This is a genomic window from Photobacterium sp. WH77 (assembly GCF_022014395.1).
GTDB lineage: Bacteria > Pseudomonadota > Gammaproteobacteria > Enterobacterales > Vibrionaceae > Photobacterium > Photobacterium arenosum.
In genome coordinates this window covers 56,963-77,978 of record NZ_JAKLTE010000015.1, presented here as the reverse complement: position 1 = coordinate 77,978, position 21,016 = coordinate 56,963, and the positions used below count along the sequence as shown (strand labels likewise).

21 protein-coding genes are annotated in these 21,016 nt (G+C 51.9%); 8 read left to right on the top strand and 13 right to left on the bottom strand.

Annotated features, from left to right (window positions below):
• Positions 1–110 precede the first annotated feature (110 nt).
• The 6 genes from fhuB to L6J37_RS15115 form a co-directional block, all read right to left on the bottom strand.
• A complete protein-coding gene (fhuB, locus tag L6J37_RS15140; protein WP_237795726.1) occupies positions 111–2,081 on the bottom strand; it encodes a Fe(3+)-hydroxamate ABC transporter permease FhuB in 1,971 nt (656 codons plus the stop codon).
• A 3-nt stretch (positions 2,082–2,084) separates the two neighbouring features.
• Positions 2,085–3,023, bottom strand: a complete 939-nt coding sequence (locus L6J37_RS15135) for an iron-siderophore ABC transporter substrate-binding protein (protein WP_237795725.1) — start codon at positions 3,021–3,023, stop codon at positions 2,085–2,087.
• Between the two features lie 75 nt (positions 3,024–3,098).
• Entirely contained in the window at positions 3,099–3,884 is a 786-nt protein-coding gene (locus L6J37_RS15130; RefSeq protein WP_218387100.1) for an ABC transporter ATP-binding protein, read from the bottom strand.
• A 63-nt stretch (positions 3,885–3,947) separates the two neighbouring features.
• Positions 3,948–4,730 (bottom strand): siderophore ferric iron reductase, encoded by a 783-nt coding sequence (locus L6J37_RS15125; RefSeq protein WP_237795724.1) that lies wholly within the window; start codon positions 4,728–4,730, stop codon positions 3,948–3,950.
• 300 nt (positions 4,731–5,030) lie between these two features.
• Complete coding sequence (locus L6J37_RS15120) at positions 5,031–5,723, bottom strand: hypothetical protein (RefSeq protein ID WP_192017181.1); 693 nt, start codon at positions 5,721–5,723, stop codon at positions 5,031–5,033.
• A 55-nt stretch (positions 5,724–5,778) separates the two neighbouring features.
• The gene (locus L6J37_RS15115; protein WP_192017182.1) at positions 5,779–6,696 is read right to left on the bottom strand and encodes a DUF808 domain-containing protein; all 918 of its coding nucleotides are present in this window, start codon (positions 6,694–6,696) and stop codon (positions 5,779–5,781) included.
• Between the two features lie 338 nt (positions 6,697–7,034).
• Here L6J37_RS15115 and L6J37_RS15110 point away from each other — a divergent pair, with 338 nt between their 5' ends.
• From L6J37_RS15110 to L6J37_RS15090, 5 genes are read left to right on the top strand one after another with little or no spacing between them, the layout of a single operon-like run.
• Positions 7,035–8,153, top strand: coding sequence for a cytochrome c oxidase subunit II (locus L6J37_RS15110; protein WP_237795723.1), 1,119 nt, complete (start codon positions 7,035–7,037; stop codon positions 8,151–8,153).
• Between the two features lie 20 nt (positions 8,154–8,173).
• Complete coding sequence (gene ctaD / locus L6J37_RS15105) at positions 8,174–9,934, top strand: cytochrome c oxidase subunit I (protein ID WP_237795722.1); 1,761 nt, start codon at positions 8,174–8,176, stop codon at positions 9,932–9,934.
• A complete protein-coding gene (locus L6J37_RS15100; protein WP_192017185.1) occupies positions 9,931–10,545 on the top strand; it encodes a cytochrome c oxidase subunit 3 in 615 nt (204 codons plus the stop codon). The genes ctaD and L6J37_RS15100 overlap by 4 nt, the downstream gene beginning before the upstream one ends.
• A 33-nt stretch (positions 10,546–10,578) precedes the next feature.
• A complete protein-coding gene (locus L6J37_RS15095; protein ID WP_192017186.1) occupies positions 10,579–11,301 on the top strand; it encodes a cytochrome c oxidase subunit 3 in 723 nt (240 codons plus the stop codon).
• 24 nt (positions 11,302–11,325) lie between these two features.
• Positions 11,326–11,673, top strand: a complete 348-nt coding sequence (locus tag L6J37_RS15090; RefSeq protein WP_192017187.1) for a cytochrome C oxidase subunit IV family protein — start codon at positions 11,326–11,328, stop codon at positions 11,671–11,673.
• A 39-nt stretch (positions 11,674–11,712) separates the two neighbouring features.
• Here L6J37_RS15090 and L6J37_RS15085 read toward each other — a convergent pair whose 3' ends face one another.
• A complete protein-coding gene (locus L6J37_RS15085) occupies positions 11,713–12,270 on the bottom strand; it encodes an NAD/FAD-utilizing enzyme (RefSeq protein WP_192017188.1) in 558 nt (185 codons plus the stop codon).
• Positions 12,271–12,504: 234 nt separating this feature from the next.
• Here L6J37_RS15085 and L6J37_RS15080 point away from each other — a divergent pair, with 234 nt between their 5' ends.
• Entirely contained in the window at positions 12,505–12,696 is a 192-nt protein-coding gene (locus L6J37_RS15080) for a hypothetical protein (RefSeq protein WP_192017189.1), read from the top strand.
• A 35-nt stretch (positions 12,697–12,731) separates the two neighbouring features.
• Here L6J37_RS15080 and L6J37_RS15075 read toward each other — a convergent pair whose 3' ends face one another.
• Positions 12,732–13,376 (bottom strand): CatB-related O-acetyltransferase, encoded by a 645-nt coding sequence (locus tag L6J37_RS15075; RefSeq protein ID WP_237795721.1) that lies wholly within the window; start codon positions 13,374–13,376, stop codon positions 12,732–12,734.
• Positions 13,377–13,698: 322 nt separating this feature from the next.
• Here L6J37_RS15075 and L6J37_RS15070 point away from each other — a divergent pair, with 322 nt between their 5' ends.
• Positions 13,699–13,884, top strand: coding sequence for a hypothetical protein (locus L6J37_RS15070; protein ID WP_237795720.1), 186 nt, complete (start codon positions 13,699–13,701; stop codon positions 13,882–13,884).
• 69 nt (positions 13,885–13,953) lie between these two features.
• Here L6J37_RS15070 and L6J37_RS15065 read toward each other — a convergent pair whose 3' ends face one another.
• The 3 genes from L6J37_RS15065 to L6J37_RS15055 all read right to left on the bottom strand — a co-directional run bounded on the left by L6J37_RS15065 (position 13,954) and on the right by L6J37_RS15055 (position 18,339).
• Complete coding sequence (locus tag L6J37_RS15065) at positions 13,954–15,741, bottom strand: M28 family metallopeptidase (protein WP_237795719.1); 1,788 nt, start codon at positions 15,739–15,741, stop codon at positions 13,954–13,956.
• Between the two features lie 301 nt (positions 15,742–16,042).
• Positions 16,043–16,759: a DUF2799 domain-containing protein gene (locus L6J37_RS15060; RefSeq protein WP_192017192.1), complete on the bottom strand. Its 717-nt coding sequence runs from the start codon at positions 16,757–16,759 to the stop codon at positions 16,043–16,045.
• Positions 16,760–17,085: 326 nt separating this feature from the next.
• The gene (locus tag L6J37_RS15055) at positions 17,086–18,339 is read right to left on the bottom strand and encodes a D-amino acid dehydrogenase (RefSeq protein ID WP_237795718.1); all 1,254 of its coding nucleotides are present in this window, start codon (positions 18,337–18,339) and stop codon (positions 17,086–17,088) included.
• Positions 18,340–18,541: 202 nt separating this feature from the next.
• On the opposite strand from L6J37_RS15055, the gene L6J37_RS15050 reads away from it, so the two are divergent.
• Positions 18,542–19,456, top strand: coding sequence for a LysR substrate-binding domain-containing protein (locus L6J37_RS15050; protein WP_218387080.1), 915 nt, complete (start codon positions 18,542–18,544; stop codon positions 19,454–19,456).
• Here the strand turns inward: L6J37_RS15050 and L6J37_RS15045 are convergent.
• A complete protein-coding gene (locus L6J37_RS15045; RefSeq protein ID WP_237795716.1) occupies positions 19,445–20,215 on the bottom strand; it encodes an ABC transporter permease in 771 nt (256 codons plus the stop codon). The genes L6J37_RS15050 and L6J37_RS15045 overlap by 12 nt on opposite strands.
• A complete protein-coding gene (locus L6J37_RS15040; protein WP_330872802.1) occupies positions 20,208–20,774 on the bottom strand; it encodes an ABC transporter ATP-binding protein in 567 nt (188 codons plus the stop codon). The genes L6J37_RS15045 and L6J37_RS15040 overlap by 8 nt, the downstream gene beginning before the upstream one ends.
• Positions 20,775–21,016 lie beyond the last annotated feature (242 nt).

The window sequence follows — 21,016 nt, the reverse complement described above, 5'->3', positions numbered from 1 at the left end:
TTTAAACAATCACCACCGCCATAGGCGGTGGTTTAAGGGTAACAACAAAAAGCCGGGTTGCATTGCTGCTAACCCGGCTTTTTTATCTGCTCAATCGAAGCGCTGTATTGCTATCGGCTTCTGCCGCGAATCAGCAAAAACAGAAAATAACTGCCGCCTATCACAGACACCAGAGTGCCGGCCGCGATTTGAGCCGGGAACAGCACAGTCTGCCCTACCCAGTCAGCAATTAACATCACAGATGCACCAACCAGTGACGCCACTAAGAGCTGCTCTTTGGCCTGCTTGGCACCCAGCATCACCGCCATATGTGGTGCCAGCAAACCGACAAAAGCGACCGGCCCCATAGTGGCTGTCACCAGAGCACACAATAAAGCCACAGTCCCCAGTAACAAAGCGCTGCTGACAGGGACATTCAAACCACGAGCAGCCGCAAACTGTCTGCCGGCAGAAATCAGAGTCAGCCAGCGCGAGGTGGAAAGTGTGAACACGAACAAGGCGGCCACCCCAACGAACAGAAATACCGCTTTGCCTTGTGTCACCCGGTAGGTTGAGCCTGCCAGCCAGGTCAGTATACTGTAGCTGTCCTGCGTGCCTTTCGCCAGAGCAAACTGCACTAAGGCGTCGATCAGAGCAGTCAGGGCAATACCGATCAGAATCAGGCTGGAAGGGGCAAACTGATGACGGCGTCCCAGCACCAGTAACACGGCCAGCACTAGCATACTGCCAGCAAATGCCAGCACAGAGCCCACCGCAAAAATGTTCATGCCCAGGAAAACACTGGCCCCCACCAAAGCAAAGGTTGCGCCGGCAGAGATCCCCAGAATATCCGGACTGGCAAGCGGGTTGTAGATCAACCGCTGCAGCACAGTGCCCGCAATGGCTAGCCCGACTCCGGCGCTGAGAGCGGTCAGCATCCTCGGCCAGCGGAGTTCCCACTGATAAGCCGTTGGCAGCGCGACATGCCAGCTGTGGCCGTCAGTCACAAACACAGCCGTCAGGCACAGTATGCCAGCGACAATCAGCATCAATGCTGGCAGGCTCAAAGCAGAAAGACGATCCCGGCTCGGAGGCAGTTTTATCGACACCTGATCCTGCGCTTTCATCTTACGCCGACTGAACCACAACAGGGCCGGCGCACCGATGGCTGCTGCCGTGGTGCCACTCGGAATAGCGTCAACTGTCAGTTGGCTGAGCATCTGGGCGGCGGCATCTGTCACCACTAAGAGCAGCGCCCCGAGCAAAGCACTCATGGTGAGCTCAAACCTCGGGGTTCTGGCACCCAGTGCCCGCGCAATATTTGGCGTCAGCAGTCCGATAAAGCTTATCACACCGACCACTGTTATAGACGCGGCCACCAGCCACAAGCCGACAGCCATCAGCACGATAAAAGCAGGAACGACATTCAGACCACGTGCTGTGGCACCCTGATGACCCAAACGCATCAGGGTCAGAATGCGCGGCGCAAACACCAGCAGCAGGAGTGACACTGACAAGCGGGGCAACAACCACTGCACAGATTCCCAGCCGTTCTGAGTCAGATCGCCGGCGCCCCAGATAAAGACGTTCTTAGCATATTCCGCGTTCAGCAAAATGATAGCGCTTGCCACTGAGCCAAGCAGAATATTCACCACCATGCCCGACAGCACTAGGGGCAACCCCGTCATATTTTTCGGCCCGGCAATGAAAATCACCAGAAACAGAGACAGCATGGCACCCGCCATAGCGGCCAGGGCACTGTGATCACCCACCAGCTCAGGGAACCAGACGTTGACTATGATCAGCGCCAGCCAGGCGCCGGAAGAGGTGCCCAGTGTCAGCGGTGAGGTCAGCGCGTTTTGTGTCAGTTGTTGCATCAGGCTGCCAACCAGCCCCAGCATAGCGCCCACCATCAACGCCATCACCAGGCGCGGCAGCTGGGCATAGCTAAACATGATGTCGGCAAATTCTTCAGCCTGGGTGCCGGTGACTATGGCAAGCTGACGGGAAAGAGAAAGATCAGAGCCAATCTGAAGACTGGCAACAACGGCTGACAACAAGGCCAGCAGCAGTATGGGAAAGAAAGACAAAGAGCGGGTCATGAATCAGTCCTGCCCGCCCTTAACGGAGGAAACCACATCCTGATCAGGCGCAATTTCAAACAGGCTGTCGGCCATGGCTTCGGCTATATAACGGATTGACATGGCCCCGCCATAGTTCCAGACAGAAGCAACACTGTTTACGTGCTTATCGCGGACAAAAGGCATGGCATTCCAGATAACCGAGCGCTGCAACTGCTTCTCTTCATTGAAAGGCCGGAAGTAGAGCACATAGCTCCTACCCGCTTTTTGCAGGTCGGTCAGCCGCTTCTGCACAATGCCCCACTCGGTGGCAGGTAAAGGCATGGCCGGTGTCAGACCCAACTGCTCAAGCGCATAATTAGTGGTGGAATTCTGGCCATAGATATACACAGAGGTCTGATTGGCAAATCGCATCGCGACCACACTGGGTGACTCACCATTAAACGCCTGATTAAGCTGATTTTTCAGTTCAGTAAAACGTTCAGACATGGCCGTGAGTTTCTGCTCAGCCAGCGCTTCCTGATCAAAGACTGTGGCCAGTTGGCGGAAGTTCGCAATGGCAGCTTCTGCACTGCTGAGCGACTGGCTGTAGGTTTCGTAGTACAACACAGGTGCCAGAGCTTCAAGGCGGGGGATCAAATCTTTTTGCGGTGAGGCAGCCAGGATCAGATCCGGTTTCAGTTCCGCAATTTTCTCCAGATTCGGTTCGGTGCGGGTGCCGATATCCGCCACACCGGCGGGTATGGCAGGCTGAACAACCCATTCCTGATAGCCACTGATATTTGGCATACCAACAGGAGTGACATCCAGTTCCAGTACTTGTTCAGCCAGATCCCAGTTGAGAACAACCACACGCTGGGGCTGCTCAGTCAGTGTGTGCTCACCTCGGCTGTCGGTCACCGTTATCTCAGCAAACACCTGACCGGAGAACAGCAAGGCTGCCACGGCAGTCCATTTGCTCATTCGCGCCACTGGGCCCATATTTTTCAACCATTTATTCAACATAAAACGACAACTTCTCTGTTTTTCGTGCCACTGTTATTCACACACCACAGCAACTTTCTGGCCAGTCAGGTGATCTGAATTGACAGGGTGATCAATGAGTTTAATGTCCGTCTCATACAATGCAGACAGTCTTGGTTCATCCAGTAACACGTCTTTCGGGCCGGTGAAGGCAATGCGCCCTTGCTTCAGGGCCACCACGTGCGTGGCAAAACGCAAAGCCAGATTCAGATCGTGCAAGATGACGATTACGCCACAGCCTGTGTCTCGGTTCAGCTCTGCCAGCAAAGACATCAGTTGATACTGATGATGAATATCCAGTGCCGAGGTCGGCTCATCGAGGATCAGGACAGGTGACTGCTGGGCCAGCAGCATAGACACCCAGGCGCGCTGGCGTTCCCCGCCAGAGAGCTGGTCGGCCAGATTGTCGGCAAAGCGTAAGGTGCCAGTCTTGCGCATGGCTGCTTCAATGATGGCGACATCATCTTTTTGCCAGCGACCGAATGTGCCGCGCCAGGGAAAGCGCCCCAGTTTCACCAGTTCTCTGACCGTCAAGCCGGCAACGTCCGGCAGCTTTTGTGGCAGGAAAGCCACTTCACGTGCCAGCGCTTTGGCAGACAGCGTAGTCAGTGGCTGTTGGTTGAGCAGAATGTCGCCTTCATCGGGCGCCGTTTGTCCGGCAAGCAAGTTCACCAGCGTTGATTTACCTGAACCATTGTGGCCCAGCACCATGGTAAAAGCCCCGCTGTCGATAGTGAGCTGATCGATACGCAAAATATCGCGCCCACCACGGTGTACACGGATGTTGTTGAGTTCAAACATAGTTTTTCTTATGACTTACACTGCAAGATTGTGATCAACGCATCGCGTGCGGCACAACCAGGCCTAGAGTTTATTCTTCGGGCAGTTTTCGCAATAGCTGCCATCATCACGCCGGTAATGCATACAGCAACTGACTCGCAGTTGTTGCCACTGACCGTCGGCTTCGGAGCGGTACAGGGTCTCAATATGCTTGGCGGGCAAGCCAAGACTTTCCAGCCACCAAGCGGCATGCTGGGGTACATCGTCCGCCGGCATCTTCTCAGGTAATGCATTGTGGTAACGCAGCAGCACCGCCAGGACGGCATCCGCCAGTAACTGGCGGGTAAAACCAGGACGAATACGAGTATGGTGTTCCATCTGCTCTCGCAGATCGTCATACAGATCGACCAGCTCACGGCCCGCGCACTGAATCAGCTGCTGGGTATTGCCTTCGCACCATTGGCTATTCTGGCTGAAACTGTAGCCAGCCACCCACCCTGCATTGTTATATTGCTGAACGATACGGCTCAGTGGCGGCACCGACTGCACACTGTAAACACAGACAAAAGCCAGATAGAGCGGCTGCCAGGTCAGCATAGACCAACTACGTGTCGTCCAGTAAGGCTGCCCAGCTTCCGGATAGTTCTGCTGCCAGTACTGATACAGGCTGGCCAGCAACTGATCGTTGTTGCCATCACGCTTAATACAAAACAAGGTGTCAGGCGCGGAAACACCTTTCATTATGGGTATCAAACGCTCCGCATCATTGAACAACCGAATCAAATTTTCCGGCTGAACGGCACGCGCAATGGTGCTGGGAAAGCGGCCAGCTTCAGAGCTCTGTTTTGTATTCAACGCTGTTGTCATCCATTCACCAAACTATCATGGACTCGCTTGCTGCACTTTGAGCAAACGCAAATTCTTACCAGGCCAATAACACTAGAATAAATAATAACTATTATCATTCAAGTTGAATTATCTTTTTGGGGCACATTCCTTTCTACCGTTTGGTGTAATCACACCAGCGTCGCTGCGACACTCTGGAAAGTAATGGGAAGAATAATAACAATTATTCTCAAAATGATCAGTCAAAAAATACCACAGTGACATTGCTGCGGTATCGGCGGGAGATAAAGATGAAAAAACCAGCCCTGCGGCTGGTTCCTGTCAGATTTGAGGGAGATCGCCCTGAAGGCTATAGAGCTGTTGCAGTGTGTCTATCGCTATCACTTCGCCAGCATCTGTCACCCGATCGCCTAACATCAGGGTAACGGTGGAAAGAGCAGTCTCTGCATCTTGGTCTGCATCAATTAATGCCGGGAAATCACTGGTTTTTATCTCGACAGATTTACCGTCCAGGCTGCCAAGTGCTGACACCAGCTGTGCATCCACGGTCAATACCTGTACCTGACGCAACGACTGATAACTGTGGAATGACAGCGTATCTGGCATCATGCCGTATTGTTCGAACCAGGCGGTTTTGGTCATCAGATATTCGTGATAAACCGCCCCGACCAATGGCTGCATATCACGGACAACAACACTTTCCTGAACAATGTCTTGCTGTGAGACAGGAACCGGTTTTCCTGCCGCATCTAACCCGTAGGTAGTGAGTATCTGGCCGATATCATCACGGCTGGGCAACCGGGCATAAGCGATAGCATCTCGCCGCCACAGTTGGGCTGATTGTTCGAATGCATCTGCCAGCACTGAGGCAGTGTTCTGGGATAATACCGCTCCCTGTACTGTTGCGGTTCCCGGCTCACTGCTGGCAGCTGTGATACCGGGGAAAAACAGAACCGCCAGCAAAGGCAGGCGGTTCAGCATCACAAAAGGTCTGCGTCTTGGCTTTTTCGTCATATTCATTCTTATACTTACATCTCAAGCTGACATCAGCATACCTTAAGTCAATGATTTATGCTGCCTGATTACCGCGCAAACGCTGCCAGGCCGAAATGACAGCCAGTACCAGCAGGCCCGCAACGATACCGACTATCAGGTTGGTCATCATGGGCACCAGCCATGATGCACCGGGCAGAGCTTGCAACCGCTCAGTTAAAACCACCAGCCAGTGATGCGAATCGGGAATACTGTGAACCACGATACCGCCGCCGACCAAAAACATGGCGATGGTGCCGACAACGGCCAGTAACTTCATCAGCTTAGGCGCGGCGGCGATCAACAGCTGACCAAAACGGTGCAACAGGCTCTTCTCCTGATGCTGCTTCACCAGATAAAAGCCAGCATCATCAAGTTTGACAATCCCTGCCACTAAGCCATAAACGCCCACTGTCATGGTCAGGGCAATCAGGCTGACTACCAGCAATTGCGTCATCAAAGACATGCCCTGAACGGTGCCTAATGCAATCACGATAATTTCGGCTGACAGAATAAAATCGGTTCTGATTGCTCCTTTTATCTTGTTCTGCTCGTATTCATCAATATCCATGCCATCGGGCAGTTGATCGTGATCTTTCAGCTCTTCTTCTGCATCATCATGAGTGAGTTTGTGAATGACTTTTTCTGCACCTTCAAAACACAAAAACAAACCGCCAGTCAGCAGCAATGGCACGATGAGCCAGGGTGCAACAGCACTGATTAACAGGGCCGCCGGCACCAGGATCAACTTATTTTTAAACGAACCTTTTGCCACCGCCCACACAACCGGGATTTCTCGTTCTGCTCTTACCCCGGCCACCTGCTGGGCATTCAGGGCCAGATCGTCCCCCAGCACCCCGGCGGTTTTCCGGGCCGCGACCTTACTCATTACGGCAACGTCATCGAGTACGGTTGCAATATCATCCAGCAAGGTTAACAAACTTGCACCAGCCACATCCCCTCCTCATTTTTGGGAAAGCTTATCTTATTGACTATCAGGCGATTGTGCCTGAATAACCTCTCTCATAGTAAGACATTTTTCGGTGAAACCCAGCTTTCTCATTTACGAACCGTCTGCAGAGAAAGCCCTCAGATCACTCGCACAGCATGGTGATGTCCACTAAGCTTTTAATCAATATGACTATCAAACACAGCCACTTTGTCATTTTTCTGGCTGGCAGCTGTGTATAAAGCCTTCACTGCGCGGGCAACAATACTGTTTGACTTTCAGGGTTCGGGTTACCGATTTTTGTTCCTCTCATGGATGCGACCAATTTCGGTAAAAGGTGATATATGGCAATAGCCATTGCCCTGATCATTATTGTCGTTGCTTCCATTGCCTTCCATATTTACAGCCCCTGGTGGCTGACGCCTGCTGCGTCAAATTGGGGGGAGATAGATAATGCGCTGCACCTGACTCTCATCATTACCGGAGCGTTTTTTATCGTTCTGAACCTGGTGCTTGCCTGGCTGGTCATTCGCTTCAGACATAAACCCGGCCGCCAGTCCCAGTTTCAGCCCGACAGCAAAAAGCTGGAAGCCTGGCTGATCGGCATTACCTCTGTCGGCATTATCGCTTTACTGGCCCCGGGCTTGGTGGTGTACGGGCAATTTGTCAGCGTGCCTGATGAGGCACGGATTGTCGAAGTCGTCGGTGAGCAGTGGCGCTGGCGATTCCGTTTTCCCGGTAATGACGCTCAACTGGGCAAAAGTGACACCCGGTTTGTGTCCAGTACCAACCCGTTAGGCATTGACCCGGATGATCCTGCCGGTGCAGATGATCGGATAATTCTGTTGCCCGAGCTGCACTTGCCCCTTTACGCGCCCTACAAAGTGCTGCTGCGATCCAAAGACGTCCTCCATGATTTCAACGTGCCCCAGTTCCGGGCAAAAATGGATCTGGTTCCCGGCACCGTCACCCATTTCTGGGTCAGGCCCACTGAGCGCGGACAGTTTGACATTCTTTGTGCCGAACTCTGTGGTGTCGGGCATTTCAATATGCGCGGGCGTGTTGTGGTTGAAGACGAAGCAGAGTTTGGTCGCTGGCTGGCCGCACAGCCGACGTTTGCCCAAACCCAGCGCCCCGCAGACACGACCGCGAGTGGCGAGGCACTCTCACAAACCGATCTGATTGCGATGGGCGAGACGTTATCGCAAGTCAACGGCTGTATCGCCTGCCACAGCAGCGACGGCAAGACCGGCATCGGACCGACTTGGCAAGGGCTGTACGGCAATACAAGAACCCTGTCAGATGATACACAGCTTCAGGCCGATGAAGCTTATCTGAAACGGGCCATATTGGATGCCAAAGCCGAACTGGTAAAAGGCTACCCTGCGGTCATGCCTGCGTATACTTTGAATGATCAGGAAATCGATGCCCTGATCGCTTATATCCAGTCTCTGGCGCAATAGTGCTCGCGACGGGAGGAGATATGACAGCACAGACTCACCAACACAGCTCCGGGTATTCGCAATCGTTCTGGAGCAAGTATATCTGGAGCCAGGATCATAAGGTCATTGCCATTCAGTATTCTCTGACCGCCATTTTTATGGGCCTGATTGCCTTGGTCATGTCCTGGATTATGCGCCTGCAGCTGGGCTTTCCCGGCACCTTCGATTTCATTGATGCCAATACCTATTATCAGGCGCTGACCATGCACGGCATGATCATGGTGGTTTACCTGCTGACGGCGCTGTTTCTGGGCGGATTCGGTAACTATCTGATTCCGTTAATGGTGGGTGCCAGAGACATGGTTTTCCCTTTTCTGAATATGCTCAGTTACTGGTTTTATCTGCTGGCTTCACTGATCTTACTGGCCAGTTTCCTTGTCACCGGCGGGCCAACCGGCGCCGGCTGGACCCTTTATCCGCCGCAGGCCATTTTGCCCGGCACACCCGGCACCGACTGGGGCATTGTGCTGATGCTGATATCGCTGGCGGTGTTTATCGTCGCCGCCACCATGGGCGGGCTGAATTATGTCACCACTGTGCTGCAGGCGCGGACCCGGGGCATGACGCTGCTGCGCATGCCTCTGACCGTCTGGGGTATTTTTACCGCCTCAGCCATGGCTTTGCTGGCCTTCCCTGCCCTGTTTGTCAGTGCGGTGATGATGCTGTTCGATAAACTGCTCGGCACCAGTTTCTTTATGCCTGCCGTGATATCCATGGGACAGCTTACCGAGCACGGCGGCGGCAGCCCTATCCTGTTCCAGCACCTGTTCTGGTTCTTTGGTCATCCTGAAGTCTACATAGTCGCCTTGCCTGCCTTTGGCATAGTGTCAGACTTAATCAGCATTCATGCCCGCAAAAACATCTTCGGCTACAAGATGATGGTATGGGCGATTCTGGCCATAGGGGTACTGAGCTTTGTCGTTTGGGCGCACCATATGTATGTCAGCGGTATGAACCCGTACTTCGGCTTTTTCTTTGCCATCACCACCCTGGTGATCGCCGTTCCGACCGCGATTAAAGTCTACAACTGGCTGTTTACGCTCTGGAAAGGTGACATTCATCTCACGCTGCCTATGCTGTTCGCTCTGGCCTTCATCAGCACCTTTGTCATCGGTGGCTTAACCGGTTTGTTTCTGGGCAATGTGGTGGTCGATATTCCCTTGTCGGACACCTATTTTGTGGTGGCCCATTTCCACATGGTGATGGGCGTATCACCGATCCTGGCGATTTTCGGCGGGCTCTATCACTGGTATCCCAAAGTCACCGGCAGAATGCTGAACAACACCATGGGCCATATCCATTTCTGGTTTACGTTTCTGGGGACTTACGCCATTTATTTTCCTATGCACTATCTCGGTGTTATGGGGATGCCAAGGCGCTATTTCGCCTGGGAAGACTACAGTTTTATTCCCGAATCGGCGCAGCAGCTCAATGCCTTCATTACCATCGCGGCCCTGATTGTCGGGGCGGCGCAACTGCTGTTTATCTTCAACATGTACTGGAGCTGGCGTCATGAACAAGCTGTGGGCGGCAATCCCTGGCGTGCCACCTCACTGGAGTGGCAAACCCCTGATACGCCACCTAAACATGGCAACTGGGGCGATGAGCTCCCTGTGGTGTATCGCTGGGCCTATGATTTCAGCGTGCCCGGCGCCAAAGAAGATTATCTGCCGCAGAACCAGCCGCCCGACGATATCGCGACGGATATGCCCGACAGCGAGCCTGAGGAGTCCGAAACATGAGCCGTAAGCCTGCACTCTCGACACTGGCGTCGGGCAACCTGAGTCCGGCCCCGAATGCCCACTACCAGCCTGCCAGCACCTATGCGATTGCCTCGACCGGTTTGTGGGTACTCATGGGGGTTATTGGCGCCTTGTTTTTCTTGTTTACCGTGGCCTATTACATCCGCCACACGCTGAGTGACTGGCAAGCGCTCAATGAACCGTGGCAACTGATGCTGAGCACATCACTGCTGGTACTGGGCTGTGTGGCCATGCACCTTGCCGGCCGTAAAGCCCGTTTGCTGCCTGCCCTTGCCGCCTGCCAGACCGAGCTGATAATGGCGGTCTGTTTTACGCTCGGCTTTATTCTCGCACAGTTATGGGCCTGGCAGGCGCTGGTCAAGATCAACCAGGGCGTGCTGGCCAACCCGGCTAACAGCTTTTTTTATCTCCTGACCGGCCTGCATGCACTGCACATAATCGGTGGGGTTCTGGCCCTGGGTGTAGTGGTGTATCAGGTCTGGCGGGGGCAAAGGGACAACCTGCATTTATGGTTGCAGCTCTGCGCACGGTACTGGCATTTCCTGTTATTCATCTGGCTGTTTCTGCTGGGCTTACTGCGATTAACCTGATCCGCACAGCCGGCAGAACGAGAGGTCTTGATTATGAGTGAAACCCAACCATCCCGGACGCCAACCCTGGGCAGCCAAACAGGTTGGACAGGGGTCGTCAACGACTATGCCGGCGATCGTGCGGCATTTCACGTCTCGGCAAACAAAACCATGATGTGGATTTTTCTGCTCAGCGACACCTTTGTGTTCGGCTGTTTTCTGGTGGGCTATATGTCGGTCCGCATGACCACGACTGACATCTGGCCACCAACCAGCGAGGTCTTTGCCTTAACGATTGCCGGTCATTCCATCCCCCTGATCCTGATTGCCATTATGACCTTTGTGCTGATCACCAGCAGCGGAACCATGGCGATGGCCGTCAACTGCGGCTATCAGGGAAAGCGCTGGTCCACTGCCTTACTGATGTTGTTAACCGCGCTTTTGGGATTGGCCTTTGTCAGTATGCAGGCGTTCGAATGGAGCAAACTCATTGCCGAAGGAGTTCGCCCGTGGGGAAATGAAGAAGGAGCATCACAGTTTGGTGCGGCATTTTTCATGATCACCGGTTTTCACGGTTTGCATGTCAGTGTGGGCGTGCTGTACCTGACGATAGTCGCCATTCGGGTCGCTCTGGGGAAATATGACAAAAAACAGGTGGATCCACATGCCACGGGAATACAAGGAGGAAAATACGAAATTGTTGAAATCACCGGACTGTACTGGCATTTCGTTGATTTGGTGTGGGTATTTATATTCGCCTTTTTTTATCTGTGGTAACTCAGGCAAACCGTCAAGGAGGCCATGATGGCAAATTCTGAACTCACTCATGATTCAGTGAAGCAGCAGCATCCAATCAGCCTGTATCTTAAAGTATGGGGACTGCTCTTTGTGCTCAGTACCCTCTCGTATCTGGTCGACTATTTCCATTTGCAGGGCATGTTACGGTGGAGCCTTATTCTGCTGTTTATGGCACTGAAAGCCGGGCTGATTGCCGCCGTGTTCATGCACATGCGCTGGGAAAGGCTCGCTTTGGTGTATACCATTTTCCTTCCGCCGTTAGTCCTGCTCGTCCTGGTAGGTCTGATGGCGAGCGAAGCAAGCTATATCTTTGCTCTCAGAGAATGGTTTTTCAGTCTGCCGGGCGGATAATGACCCGGCAGACACCTTGTCAGCGCCAGAACCAAGCGGTTAAGGCAAGGTTTTCATCATCCGCTGCCATTTTTGCTGCATGGCGACCACCCAGTGCGGAGGAGATTTCCCGGTTCCGGCAGGTTTGAGTTTGTCGTGCGCCAGGGTAATACTGGCCAGCTGCAGTTCCTGCTCCGGCTCAACATCCACCATTAATACATGCTTGCCGGATTTCAGGACGTTTTTAAACCGGCGGAACTGATAATGCAGTTCCTGAAATCCAAACAATCCCCCTTCCCAGGTAATGAATCCCAGAATCGCAATCGCCAGTAAAATGAAAGGTGCCCAGCCAACCGCATCTGTCACCCCGGAGGCATAGGCCGCAATTAATACGCCGGCTGCGGCAATCGCCCCGATCACAGCGCCAATTTCAGTTGAGTGCACAACGTCATTGCGCATCACAGATTGCACCGGATGCAAATGCTTGTGGCTCGACACATCAGCATCTTTGTTACTGAGAACATGGATTTGCGGAGAAGTAAAACCACTCAGTTCCAACTCATGTTCAACCAGCTCAAGTTCATCCAGGTCATCACTGATATAAAAGACCCGTTTCATGTTTGCCTCCTGACAGGTAGCCAACGAAGAAGGTCGCTATTTCAAAGGTTACTATCAGTTTACAATGGCTTTGCAGAACTTTTTACCAGAATGAAAACTAATTTTTCACAATATTGTCAGATTATCCTGCCAGAAGCGGATTTTGACAGGCTCAGCAATCATTGACATCAGGCTAACACAGGCCTTGCGAAAATCATTTACAGTGCCCGCTTTTCCCATTTTATGGCGTTAACAATGAAATCATTAACTCTGCTCGGTTTACTGACCATCAGCCTGTCTCTGACCGGTTGTCAGCTGACACATGTTGAAGGTGAAGTAGACGGTGTGAACATCAAAGCCACCACCAATGGTGACTATGATGATCACCATCATGGCGGCAACGGCAGTTTCTGCCCACCGGGACAAGCAAAAAAAGGCCGCTGCTAATTCAGCGGCTTTTTTCACATCAATGCAGTTTGGTGTCAGCCAATGCTTTTTGACTGATCGTAAGCATCCGATGCCTGTTTCAGTGCCCCGATATCATCGGCACAAAGATACCTTTTCAGTGCTTCGAACTTTTCCGCAGGCCAGTCGTATACCTTCAATGCCAGCAGAACATCAATCACTGCAGTTTCAAACCGAAACTTCACCAGCTTCGCTGGAGAACCAGCAACAATGCTGTACGGTGCAACATCTTTGGTCACGACACTATTGGCCGCAACAATGGCACCTTCACCAATCGTCACTCCCGGCATGATCATCGAACGCATCCCCAGCCAGGCGCCATCCTGAATCACGGTATCACCTTTGCCGACATAGGCTTCTTCGATGAAATCCATAAAAGGATACAGACAAAGCCAATCAGCCCTATGGGTATGGTTGCCCCCCATTAAAATGACCACCTCAGCAGCGATACACACGCAATCGCCGATTCGAAGCTGATCGATCGGCCATTTCGGCTCCCACTGTCGGCTGATTTCATCTCCGTGCAGATAACGCACCACGGATGCTTCAAACCCGTCATCCCAGCAATCGCTATAATAACTGCGAGTCCCTTTTACAAAGATGTTCGGATTCGTCACAACCTCATGTAACAACTGAACTTTCGACCAATGTTTTTCGCTCATTTTCAACCTGTTTACACTTTCAATAATTTCACCCACAGGGAAATCTCCGCTGTAGGCCCATGTTGATTAACGGCCAGCGGCGTCAGTGAATTCGGGGTTGTTTGAGCAAAGGGATCAGTTTCATGAAGTCTGCTTTTCAGAATATCAGAATATGTGTGGCGCTATCTTAACGTCCACTTCCGAACGGGTAAACCCATTCACTCGGGAATGCAATCCAAAGATCGATGCAAATCAAATCCTCTGCCCGAAAATACTCAAGCGCAGGTGCTTTTGTCGCAGACAGGCGCTATGAATACACCAATACCGACACAAAAGAGTCGGTTTGAATTTCCCGATACATATATGCCCGGCCGCTTTCGGTGTTGTCGACACTGGCGAGATGCTAATGCTCCACGGTGAAGATGGCGGGATGAAAACCGGCGTGTTTGAATACACACTGGGCGCGAAAGAAGACGGCCCGATTCGCGAAGATGGCAAGCTGGTGATGGATATTATTACAGCCGAGTAATACTGCCGTATATAAAAGAACAGCCACGCATTTGCGTGGCTGTTTATGTTTAGCGTTAATCGCTGGTCATTACTGGCGATCCTGATCAAAGTCACCGTGGAAGTGACCGTGATCCGAATGACTCTCTGCAGCTTTCAGCTTCTCACCAATACGCAGTTTTTGCGTTGGTTTCATGTCGCTTGGCATACGCGACATGGTTTTCACTGCCGGTTCAGCAACTTCAGGGAATAATGGCTTACTGAACGCATAGTAAGTCGTCACATAGGCCAGGGCCTGAGTATTAACGAACAAGGCTTTCTGGCTGACGTTATTCAGATCATCACAGGCCTGGTGATAACATCTGTCGTAAGCCACATCAATTTCACCGCCAAACTGATCCACTTCTTCAGCCGTTTTCACTTTCTCAGCACCGGTGAACAGGCCACCGAACGCCACACCCCAATCAGCGAAACCTGCATAATCAGAACGTTTAGACAGCGCCTGAGGCACAGTGAACTCAGATTTTGCCGTAAAGAACTCATTGAATGTCGATTCAATGTCGGAAGTACCGTATGGCGGTTTGAAATCACCGGTATAGGCATTGTCCGGGCTGTCTTTGGTATCCGACAGGTCGCCATCCATGACACCGAAGATATAGTTTGGCGAACCGATCATGTCAAAGTTCAGGTACAGCTTCACTTTATTCAGCTTAGTGTAGCGGGCTTCAACCAGCTCAACCTGTTCTTCTGTCAACTGGCTGGGATCGTCCAGTCCCAGTTCTGCCAGAATCTCGTTCTGAGCCTGATCATAGATAGGGGCAAACAATGTGTTAGTGTAATACTCTGAACCCACTAAGCCTGCTTCCTCTGCTGCCCACCAAGCGAACCGGACTTTGTTTTTCACTGGCGCTCTGGTGTCAGCCAGCGTAATTGCATACTCCAGCAAACCGGCCGTACCTGAACCGTTATCATTGATACCAGGCCCTTCCGGTACTGAGTCCAGATGCGCCCCCAGCATCACCACCTGATTCGGATTACCGCGTCTGGTTTCCGCAATCACGTTCTGGGTTACGACCATTTCGTCTTTGACATCGACCGCAAGTACCACAGGGACGGGCTGAGTCTGGCTGGCATCGAACCACTGTTTAGCTATTTCATACCGGGCGCCAAAAGCGGGTACTGTCGCCGCTGTATCGCTGCCCAGCGTACCGTTAACCACACCCTTACGGCCTTCATCGCTCCCTTGGTTAAAGACGATCACCGCTTTGGCACCGGCATTTTGTGCGTTCACCACTTTCGTTGTGAAGTTACAGCCACCGCGCTGGATGGCTGCCACTTTCCCGGTGATCGCTTTACCTTCAAAATCAGTGGCTTCACAACCATCGGTATCATCGTAATTCGGACTGTCAAAGTTAAAATCCGGCGTGACAAATACGATGTCACCAACCAGCTGACCATTTGAATCACCCGAATAGGACATCACGGCATAGTCTGCTTCAACACCTTCTCCAGCCTCACGAGTGCTAATCAGATCAGCGCCGTCAACATTGAGCGTTGTTCCGGCCAGCTCTTCCCAGGCGCGGAAATCAAACTCCTGTGTAGACACTTTATAGCCGTGTTCTTTCATCACTTCGATGATGTAATCAACAGAATACTGGTATCCGTCTGAGCCGGCAGCACGGGTCACAGAGCTGCCATCCGATGTCGGCGTGGCACGCGCTTCCAACTCCACCAAATGCTCTACCACATCTTCATGTTCAATTTCGCTACTGACGTAAGCCGCGGCTTCTTTCGGGTCATCCCAATAACAACCGGTCAACATGGTTGAGCTGATGAGAGTGGCGAGAAGCGTCTTTTTTGTTGTTATGCATACTTGCATGTGTGACTCCTTGTGTGTTGTTAGCCAACACATTGTTGACGAAACACAAGGTTACAAAAATGTTAAATTGGAGTTGTTTTGTTAAATCTAGGCAGACTTCAAACTATGTGCGCACATGCTATGCAACAAGAATTAAAGTTTTAACTCAAGATCACACCCTGACCTCAACAAGATTCTTTATATAATGATAATACTGTTAATTTAAACTGTGTTTTTACCCAAAAACAGACATTAAATTCATTAATGCTAAATTTGATGATAATAAACACTAAGGCAGTTTCAGATCACCACTCAGTCACATTTAAAATAAATCAGCAATATTTTTGATATTCTGAATCGTATTTTCTGTTGTCGATAAGGTCTCGTAATATTTACGCTGATTGTTCAGACTGGCAAGGCGTTGATTCAGCGCTGTCTTTTGCGTTTGAGGCAGTGTTTCCGAGGTCAGTTGACTATGAATCTGAGTCATTTCTCTGTCAATCTTATGAACGGCAAGTTCATATTCAAAACGGTTAACATCAAACTCCGCACGCTCCATCCGCGACTTGGCCGATTTCAGCTCCGCTTTAAATGTTTTTCTGTCATCACTGGACAGCGTGTCCTCTTCCAGCCTCGCTTTGTAGTTATTCACACTGCTTTCTGCCGAGTCCAACCTGGATTGCGCTTGGGCCAGATTATGGTAAGGCGTGTAACCTGACAGAAAATCTCTGGCTAAGTCTGCCGGACAGACATTGTCATAGCTTGCATTGGACTGACCAACCAGAGTGCCATTTTCGTAAGTACAGTATGAGGTTAATCCTTCACGTCGGCCTTGCTGGTAAGATTTCAGATCAACAGATACACCATATTCCGCACATTCTTCACTGTAAATGGCCGAGTAATTCTTTTTCCCTTTCTGGCCATCGGCCAAGCCCATCTGATGCCAATCACCCAGCCGGCATTCTTCTTCACTGATTGAAGAACAGCCAGACATGGTCAACATCATTGCCACGGCTGACATCACATATCGTTTATGCATTATCCAGATTTCCCTGATTCACAGTAAGCCACTCTCTTTCCTTAAAATAGAGCGGCGCGCTGTCTTTATTTGTTAACTGCAGATAACCAGATGGCGTCAGGATACCCTGCGCATCATGGTATAAAGCCCGTAAAGATACAGTACAACCGATGTCATATCAAAGCTTTAGCATAGGCGCAGTGAAATGCCTGGTAGGTATTGAATACTGACGTTGAATCACCCAAGTGCGGGCAGTAAGGCGTGAATAACGCGAAGATATGTAGATTGAGGGAGTAGCCCCGATCAGGCGGACGCAGCCTGACCGGGAGATAGCATTTACGTGCCGGTTACAGATACCGGTGGATAGATAAGCCGTCTGTGTCGATATCCGTGTCATTACCACTGACAATATCGGCCAGTAAACGACCAGACCCGCAGGCCATGGTCCAACCCAGCGTGCCGTGCCCGGTATTGGTGTAAAGATTATCAAAAGGCGTTTTGCCTATAACCGGGGTGCCATCCGGTGTCATCGGACGCAGGCCAGTCCAATACTCGGCCTGATTCAGATCGCCGCCTTCAGGGAACAGATCATTGACAACCATAGCGATGGTTTCTTTTCGCTGCTCGGTCAGGTGCAGATTAAAGCCCGCCAGCTCGGCCGTACCGGCCACACGGATACGGTTATCGAACCGTGTCATAGCGACTTTATAGGTTTCATCTATCACGGTCGACACAGGGGCGCCGTCGCTGTCTTTCAGCGGCATGGTCAGCGAGTACCCTTTGACCGGGTAAACCGGCAGTTGCATACCTAAGGTGCCCAGCATGGCTGTTGAGTAACTGCCCAGCGCCACCACATAAGCATCGGCTTTGAACTCACCTTTATCGGTATCAACAGCCACAATGCGCCCCGCTTCATGTCGCAGTCCTTTAATTGGGGTATCAAACACAAAAGTGACACCGGCCTGCTCAGCCAGAGCGGTCAGTTGCTGGCAGAATTTATAGCAATCGCCAGTCTCATCATCCGGCAATCGTAAGCCACCCGCCACTTTCTCCCGCACTTTAGCCAGCGCCGGTTCTGCTGCGATACATCCAGCGGCGTCCAGAAGTTCAAACCGTATACCGCTTTCATCCAATACCTGAATATCTTTACCGACCGCATCAAGCTGAGCTTGAGTACGTAACAATTGCAATGTGCCTTTCTGACGGCCTTCGTAGTGCAGATCGTGTTGCTGGCGCAACTCAATCAAACTTTCCCGGCTGTAATTTGAGACGCGTAACATGCGGGCTTTATTGCGCTGATAACTGACATAGTTGCAGTTGGCCAGCATCTTACCCATCCAGCTGTACAAATCCGGCGATAACGACGGTTTGATTTTCAGCGGCGCATGTTTCTGTACCAGCCACTTAATGGCTTTCGCCGGAATGCCAGGCGCTGCCCACGGTGAAGAGTAGCCGTAGGAAATCTGCCCGGCATTAGCAAAACTGGTTTCTTCTGCACTGCGGGACTGGCGGTCAATAACCGTCACCTGATGCCCCTTCTGCGCCAGATACCAGGCTGACGTCAGCCCGACAACACCGCTTCCTAATACAATGACTTCCATACGTCTCTCTCTTCGCTGTGGCTGGGTTTCGGTAAGAAAACGCAAATACGCTCTCCACACCTTAATAAAAGCGCAGATTGCGCGATTTACATCACCTTAACAATCGATAATTATTAACATCAGCGTATAGTTATTCTATAAGCTTATACTGAAAGCCTAGCTGACTGGCAATGTCAGCGCGACCCGAAGAGATTAAGAAAACATGTCAGTCATAAAAGGCAACCTGCTGGCGGCGCTGGCTACTTTCGATGTCGCCGCCAGAACCACCAGCTTTACCGGTGCTGCCAGTCGGTTACATATCACGACAGGTGCGGTCAGCCAGCAAATACGGCAGCTTGAACAACAACTTGGCTTCCCGGTGTTCCAACGTCATGCCAGAGGCATCATCCTGACCGAGCAGGGCCAGCGGCTGCATCAGGTTGTCAGCCGGAGCCTGACTGACATTGCTGAGGTTATTCGGGAGCTTCAGACTGATCCCCAGCCCGAAGGTGAAATTCGCCTCAGACTTACCCCTTCATTTGCCTTCAAATGGCTGGTGCCCAGATTGCATGATTTCTATCAGCACTACCCTGACATCAATATCCAGACATACGCCGATGGTGCCCTGGTCGACAGCCGGGACACAGATTGCGATTTAGTGATTGATTACCGCCGTGACGACGAAATTAAAGATGACGGCAAAACCAGTCTGTTGATGGCGGAATCCCTGCTGCCTGTCATGAGTCCCGACTATCAGGCAAAGTTCGACTGGTTGCATCCGCAAGCCTGGCACCAGGTGACGTTACTGCATGATGCGATGCCGTGGCGTCAGGCGGAGCGGGATACCGAGTGGCGCTACTGGTTTAACAGCATGCACATACAGGCCGACAGCCGGCGAGGCCACTTTTTTAACCGGACAGACATGGCAATGGCAGCAGCCGAAGCCGGACTGGGTGTCGCCATGGCGCGGCAGGCATTGATAGGTGATGACGTCAACAAAGGCCGGCTGGTGTCACCGTTTGCTCCCCTGCAGGCCAATGCGGGTTATTACCTGATCAGCCACCGCCATTCCGCGGCCATTGACTGTTTTGTGCAATGGCTGAGAGCACAGATTGACTCTATGCCCCTAGAGCACTAACTGTCCATAGCGGTTAAAGGCAAACCGGCTCATCATGCCTAAGGTGGCCGCGACACTCACAGAGACGGCAACAAGAATAGCGATCATGATCGCCAGTTGATACTTCACCGCCAGAACAGGTTCCGTGCCGCCGAGGATCTGACCTGTCATCATACCCGGCAAGGCCACTATCCCCAGAGTGCTCATACTGGCTAACTGCGGCATTAACGCCGCTTTGACCGCCTCTCGCTGAAACGGTTGGATCGGGTGCGGCGCACCCATTGCCAGATAAAACTGATACTCGTTATTTTTTTCTTTCAGGCTGGCATACCAGCGCTCCAGCGCCAGTACATTAGCGGTCAGGGCATTGCCCAGAATCATTCCGGCGACTGGGATCAGGTATTGCGCCTGCCACCAGGGATCAGCATGGATCAAACCCACCAGCATAGGTGGCAGCACCACAAATAAGCACACCAGCAAACCAGCGATCACGGCCAGTGTCGCTTTTCCGAGCGCAATCCCCGCGCGACGACAGATACTGAAACCTGCTACTGTCACCATGATTCCCAGCCATAACAGATTCAGACCGGGATGCTGGAAATCAAACAGGGTTTGTAGGTACAAACCCACCACCGCAAGCTGCAAGGTCATGCGAAGCACGGCAGTGACGGTCGGCTTACTCAGTCCCAATTGCCAGCGGTAAAACAGCGCCAGCGGCACCAGCAACAACAGATAGAAACCGGCCAGTGACAGGTTTGAAATCACAATGGCATTATTCATGACTGACTCCCAGTTCAATCTGATACTCAGCCGATGCCAGCCAGTGGGGATCATGTGACACAGACACACACGTGAGTGGCTGTAACGCCAGCTGGGCCATCACCTTATCACGGCTGGCACTGTCCAGCGCCGAAGTCGGCTCGTCCAGCAGCCAGATGGGCCGGTCCATCAACAGTGCCCGGGCAACAGCAACCCGTTGCTTTTCACCTCCGGACAACGCACTGACCGCTTTTTCCAGCCCATGGGTAATCTCCAGTGACAGCAGCACATCCACACAACGTTTATCGTCAGGCATATCGCTTTTCACGGCTTTCAGTGTCCATGGCAGCCGTAAGGCATCCCCCACCGATTCGCCCCCCATCACTGGCGCTTGAGGTAAATAGCAGAATTGCTGCCGCCACCAGCGTAAGTTGCCGGGGCTGATTTCCTGCCCCTGCCACAGAAAATGACCTGAACTGGCAGGCTGTAAACCAGCCAGTACCTGTAACAGACTCGATTTTCCGCTGCCCGAGCGGCCGGAAAGAGCAAGGTGTTTGCCCGCTGGCAAACTTACCGTCAATGCTTGATCCTGGGATTGTTCAAATCCTGACCTCAGCATGTTTATCTTTAACTGAACCTGACTGTCAGACATTCTGTTCGCCTATTCACTCCGGACATCTAAAATTGATGCGTCATTATGGTCAGATTCTGATAAAATATTGCCGTTATTTCTGACACATTAAAGAGCACTCAAACAGTAAACAGTGTTCAGCCGTAATGCTTACGGCCATCCTTTAAGGCTATCGCCTATTGCGTCACATG

What these genes read in the sequence shown, in the direction of transcription:
- fhuB (WP_237795726.1), bottom strand. Translation starts at nt 2,081, where the DNA reads ATGACCCGCTCTTTGTCTTTCTTTCCCATACTGCTGCTGGCCTTGTTG.
- L6J37_RS15060 (WP_192017192.1), bottom strand. Translation starts at nt 16,759, where the DNA reads ATGCATAAACGATATGTGATGTCAGCCGTGGCAATGATGTTGACCATG.
- L6J37_RS15085 (WP_192017188.1), bottom strand. Translation starts at nt 12,270, where the DNA reads ATGAAACGGGTCTTTTATATCAGTGATGACCTGGATGAACTTGAGCTG.
- L6J37_RS15055 (WP_237795718.1), bottom strand. Translation starts at nt 18,339, where the DNA reads ATGGAAGTCATTGTATTAGGAAGCGGTGTTGTCGGGCTGACGTCAGCC.
- L6J37_RS15125 (WP_237795724.1), bottom strand. Translation starts at nt 4,730, where the DNA reads ATGACAACAGCGTTGAATACAAAACAGAGCTCTGAAGCTGGCCGCTTT.
- L6J37_RS15130 (WP_218387100.1), bottom strand. Translation starts at nt 3,884, where the DNA reads ATGTTTGAACTCAACAACATCCGTGTACACCGTGGTGGGCGCGATATT.
- L6J37_RS15100 (WP_192017185.1), top strand. Translation starts at nt 9,931, where the DNA reads ATGAGCCGTAAGCCTGCACTCTCGACACTGGCGTCGGGCAACCTGAGT.
- L6J37_RS15095 (WP_192017186.1), top strand. Translation starts at nt 10,579, where the DNA reads ATGAGTGAAACCCAACCATCCCGGACGCCAACCCTGGGCAGCCAAACA.
- ctaD (WP_237795722.1), top strand. Translation starts at nt 8,174, where the DNA reads ATGACAGCACAGACTCACCAACACAGCTCCGGGTATTCGCAATCGTTC.
- L6J37_RS15075 (WP_237795721.1), bottom strand. Translation starts at nt 13,376, where the DNA reads ATGAGCGAAAAACATTGGTCGAAAGTTCAGTTGTTACATGAGGTTGTG.
- L6J37_RS15065 (WP_237795719.1), bottom strand. Translation starts at nt 15,741, where the DNA reads ATGCAAGTATGCATAACAACAAAAAAGACGCTTCTCGCCACTCTCATC.
- L6J37_RS15135 (WP_237795725.1), bottom strand. Translation starts at nt 3,023, where the DNA reads ATGAGCAAATGGACTGCCGTGGCAGCCTTGCTGTTCTCCGGTCAGGTG.
- L6J37_RS15120 (WP_192017181.1), bottom strand. Translation starts at nt 5,723, where the DNA reads ATGACGAAAAAGCCAAGACGCAGACCTTTTGTGATGCTGAACCGCCTG.
- L6J37_RS15110 (WP_237795723.1), top strand. Translation starts at nt 7,035, where the DNA reads ATGGCAATAGCCATTGCCCTGATCATTATTGTCGTTGCTTCCATTGCC.
- L6J37_RS15090 (WP_192017187.1), top strand. Translation starts at nt 11,326, where the DNA reads ATGATGGCAAATTCTGAACTCACTCATGATTCAGTGAAGCAGCAGCAT.
- L6J37_RS15045 (WP_237795716.1), bottom strand. Translation starts at nt 20,215, where the DNA reads ATGAATAATGCCATTGTGATTTCAAACCTGTCACTGGCCGGTTTCTAT.
- L6J37_RS15050 (WP_218387080.1), top strand. Translation starts at nt 18,542, where the DNA reads ATGTCAGTCATAAAAGGCAACCTGCTGGCGGCGCTGGCTACTTTCGAT.
- L6J37_RS15080 (WP_192017189.1), top strand. Translation starts at nt 12,505, where the DNA reads ATGAAATCATTAACTCTGCTCGGTTTACTGACCATCAGCCTGTCTCTG.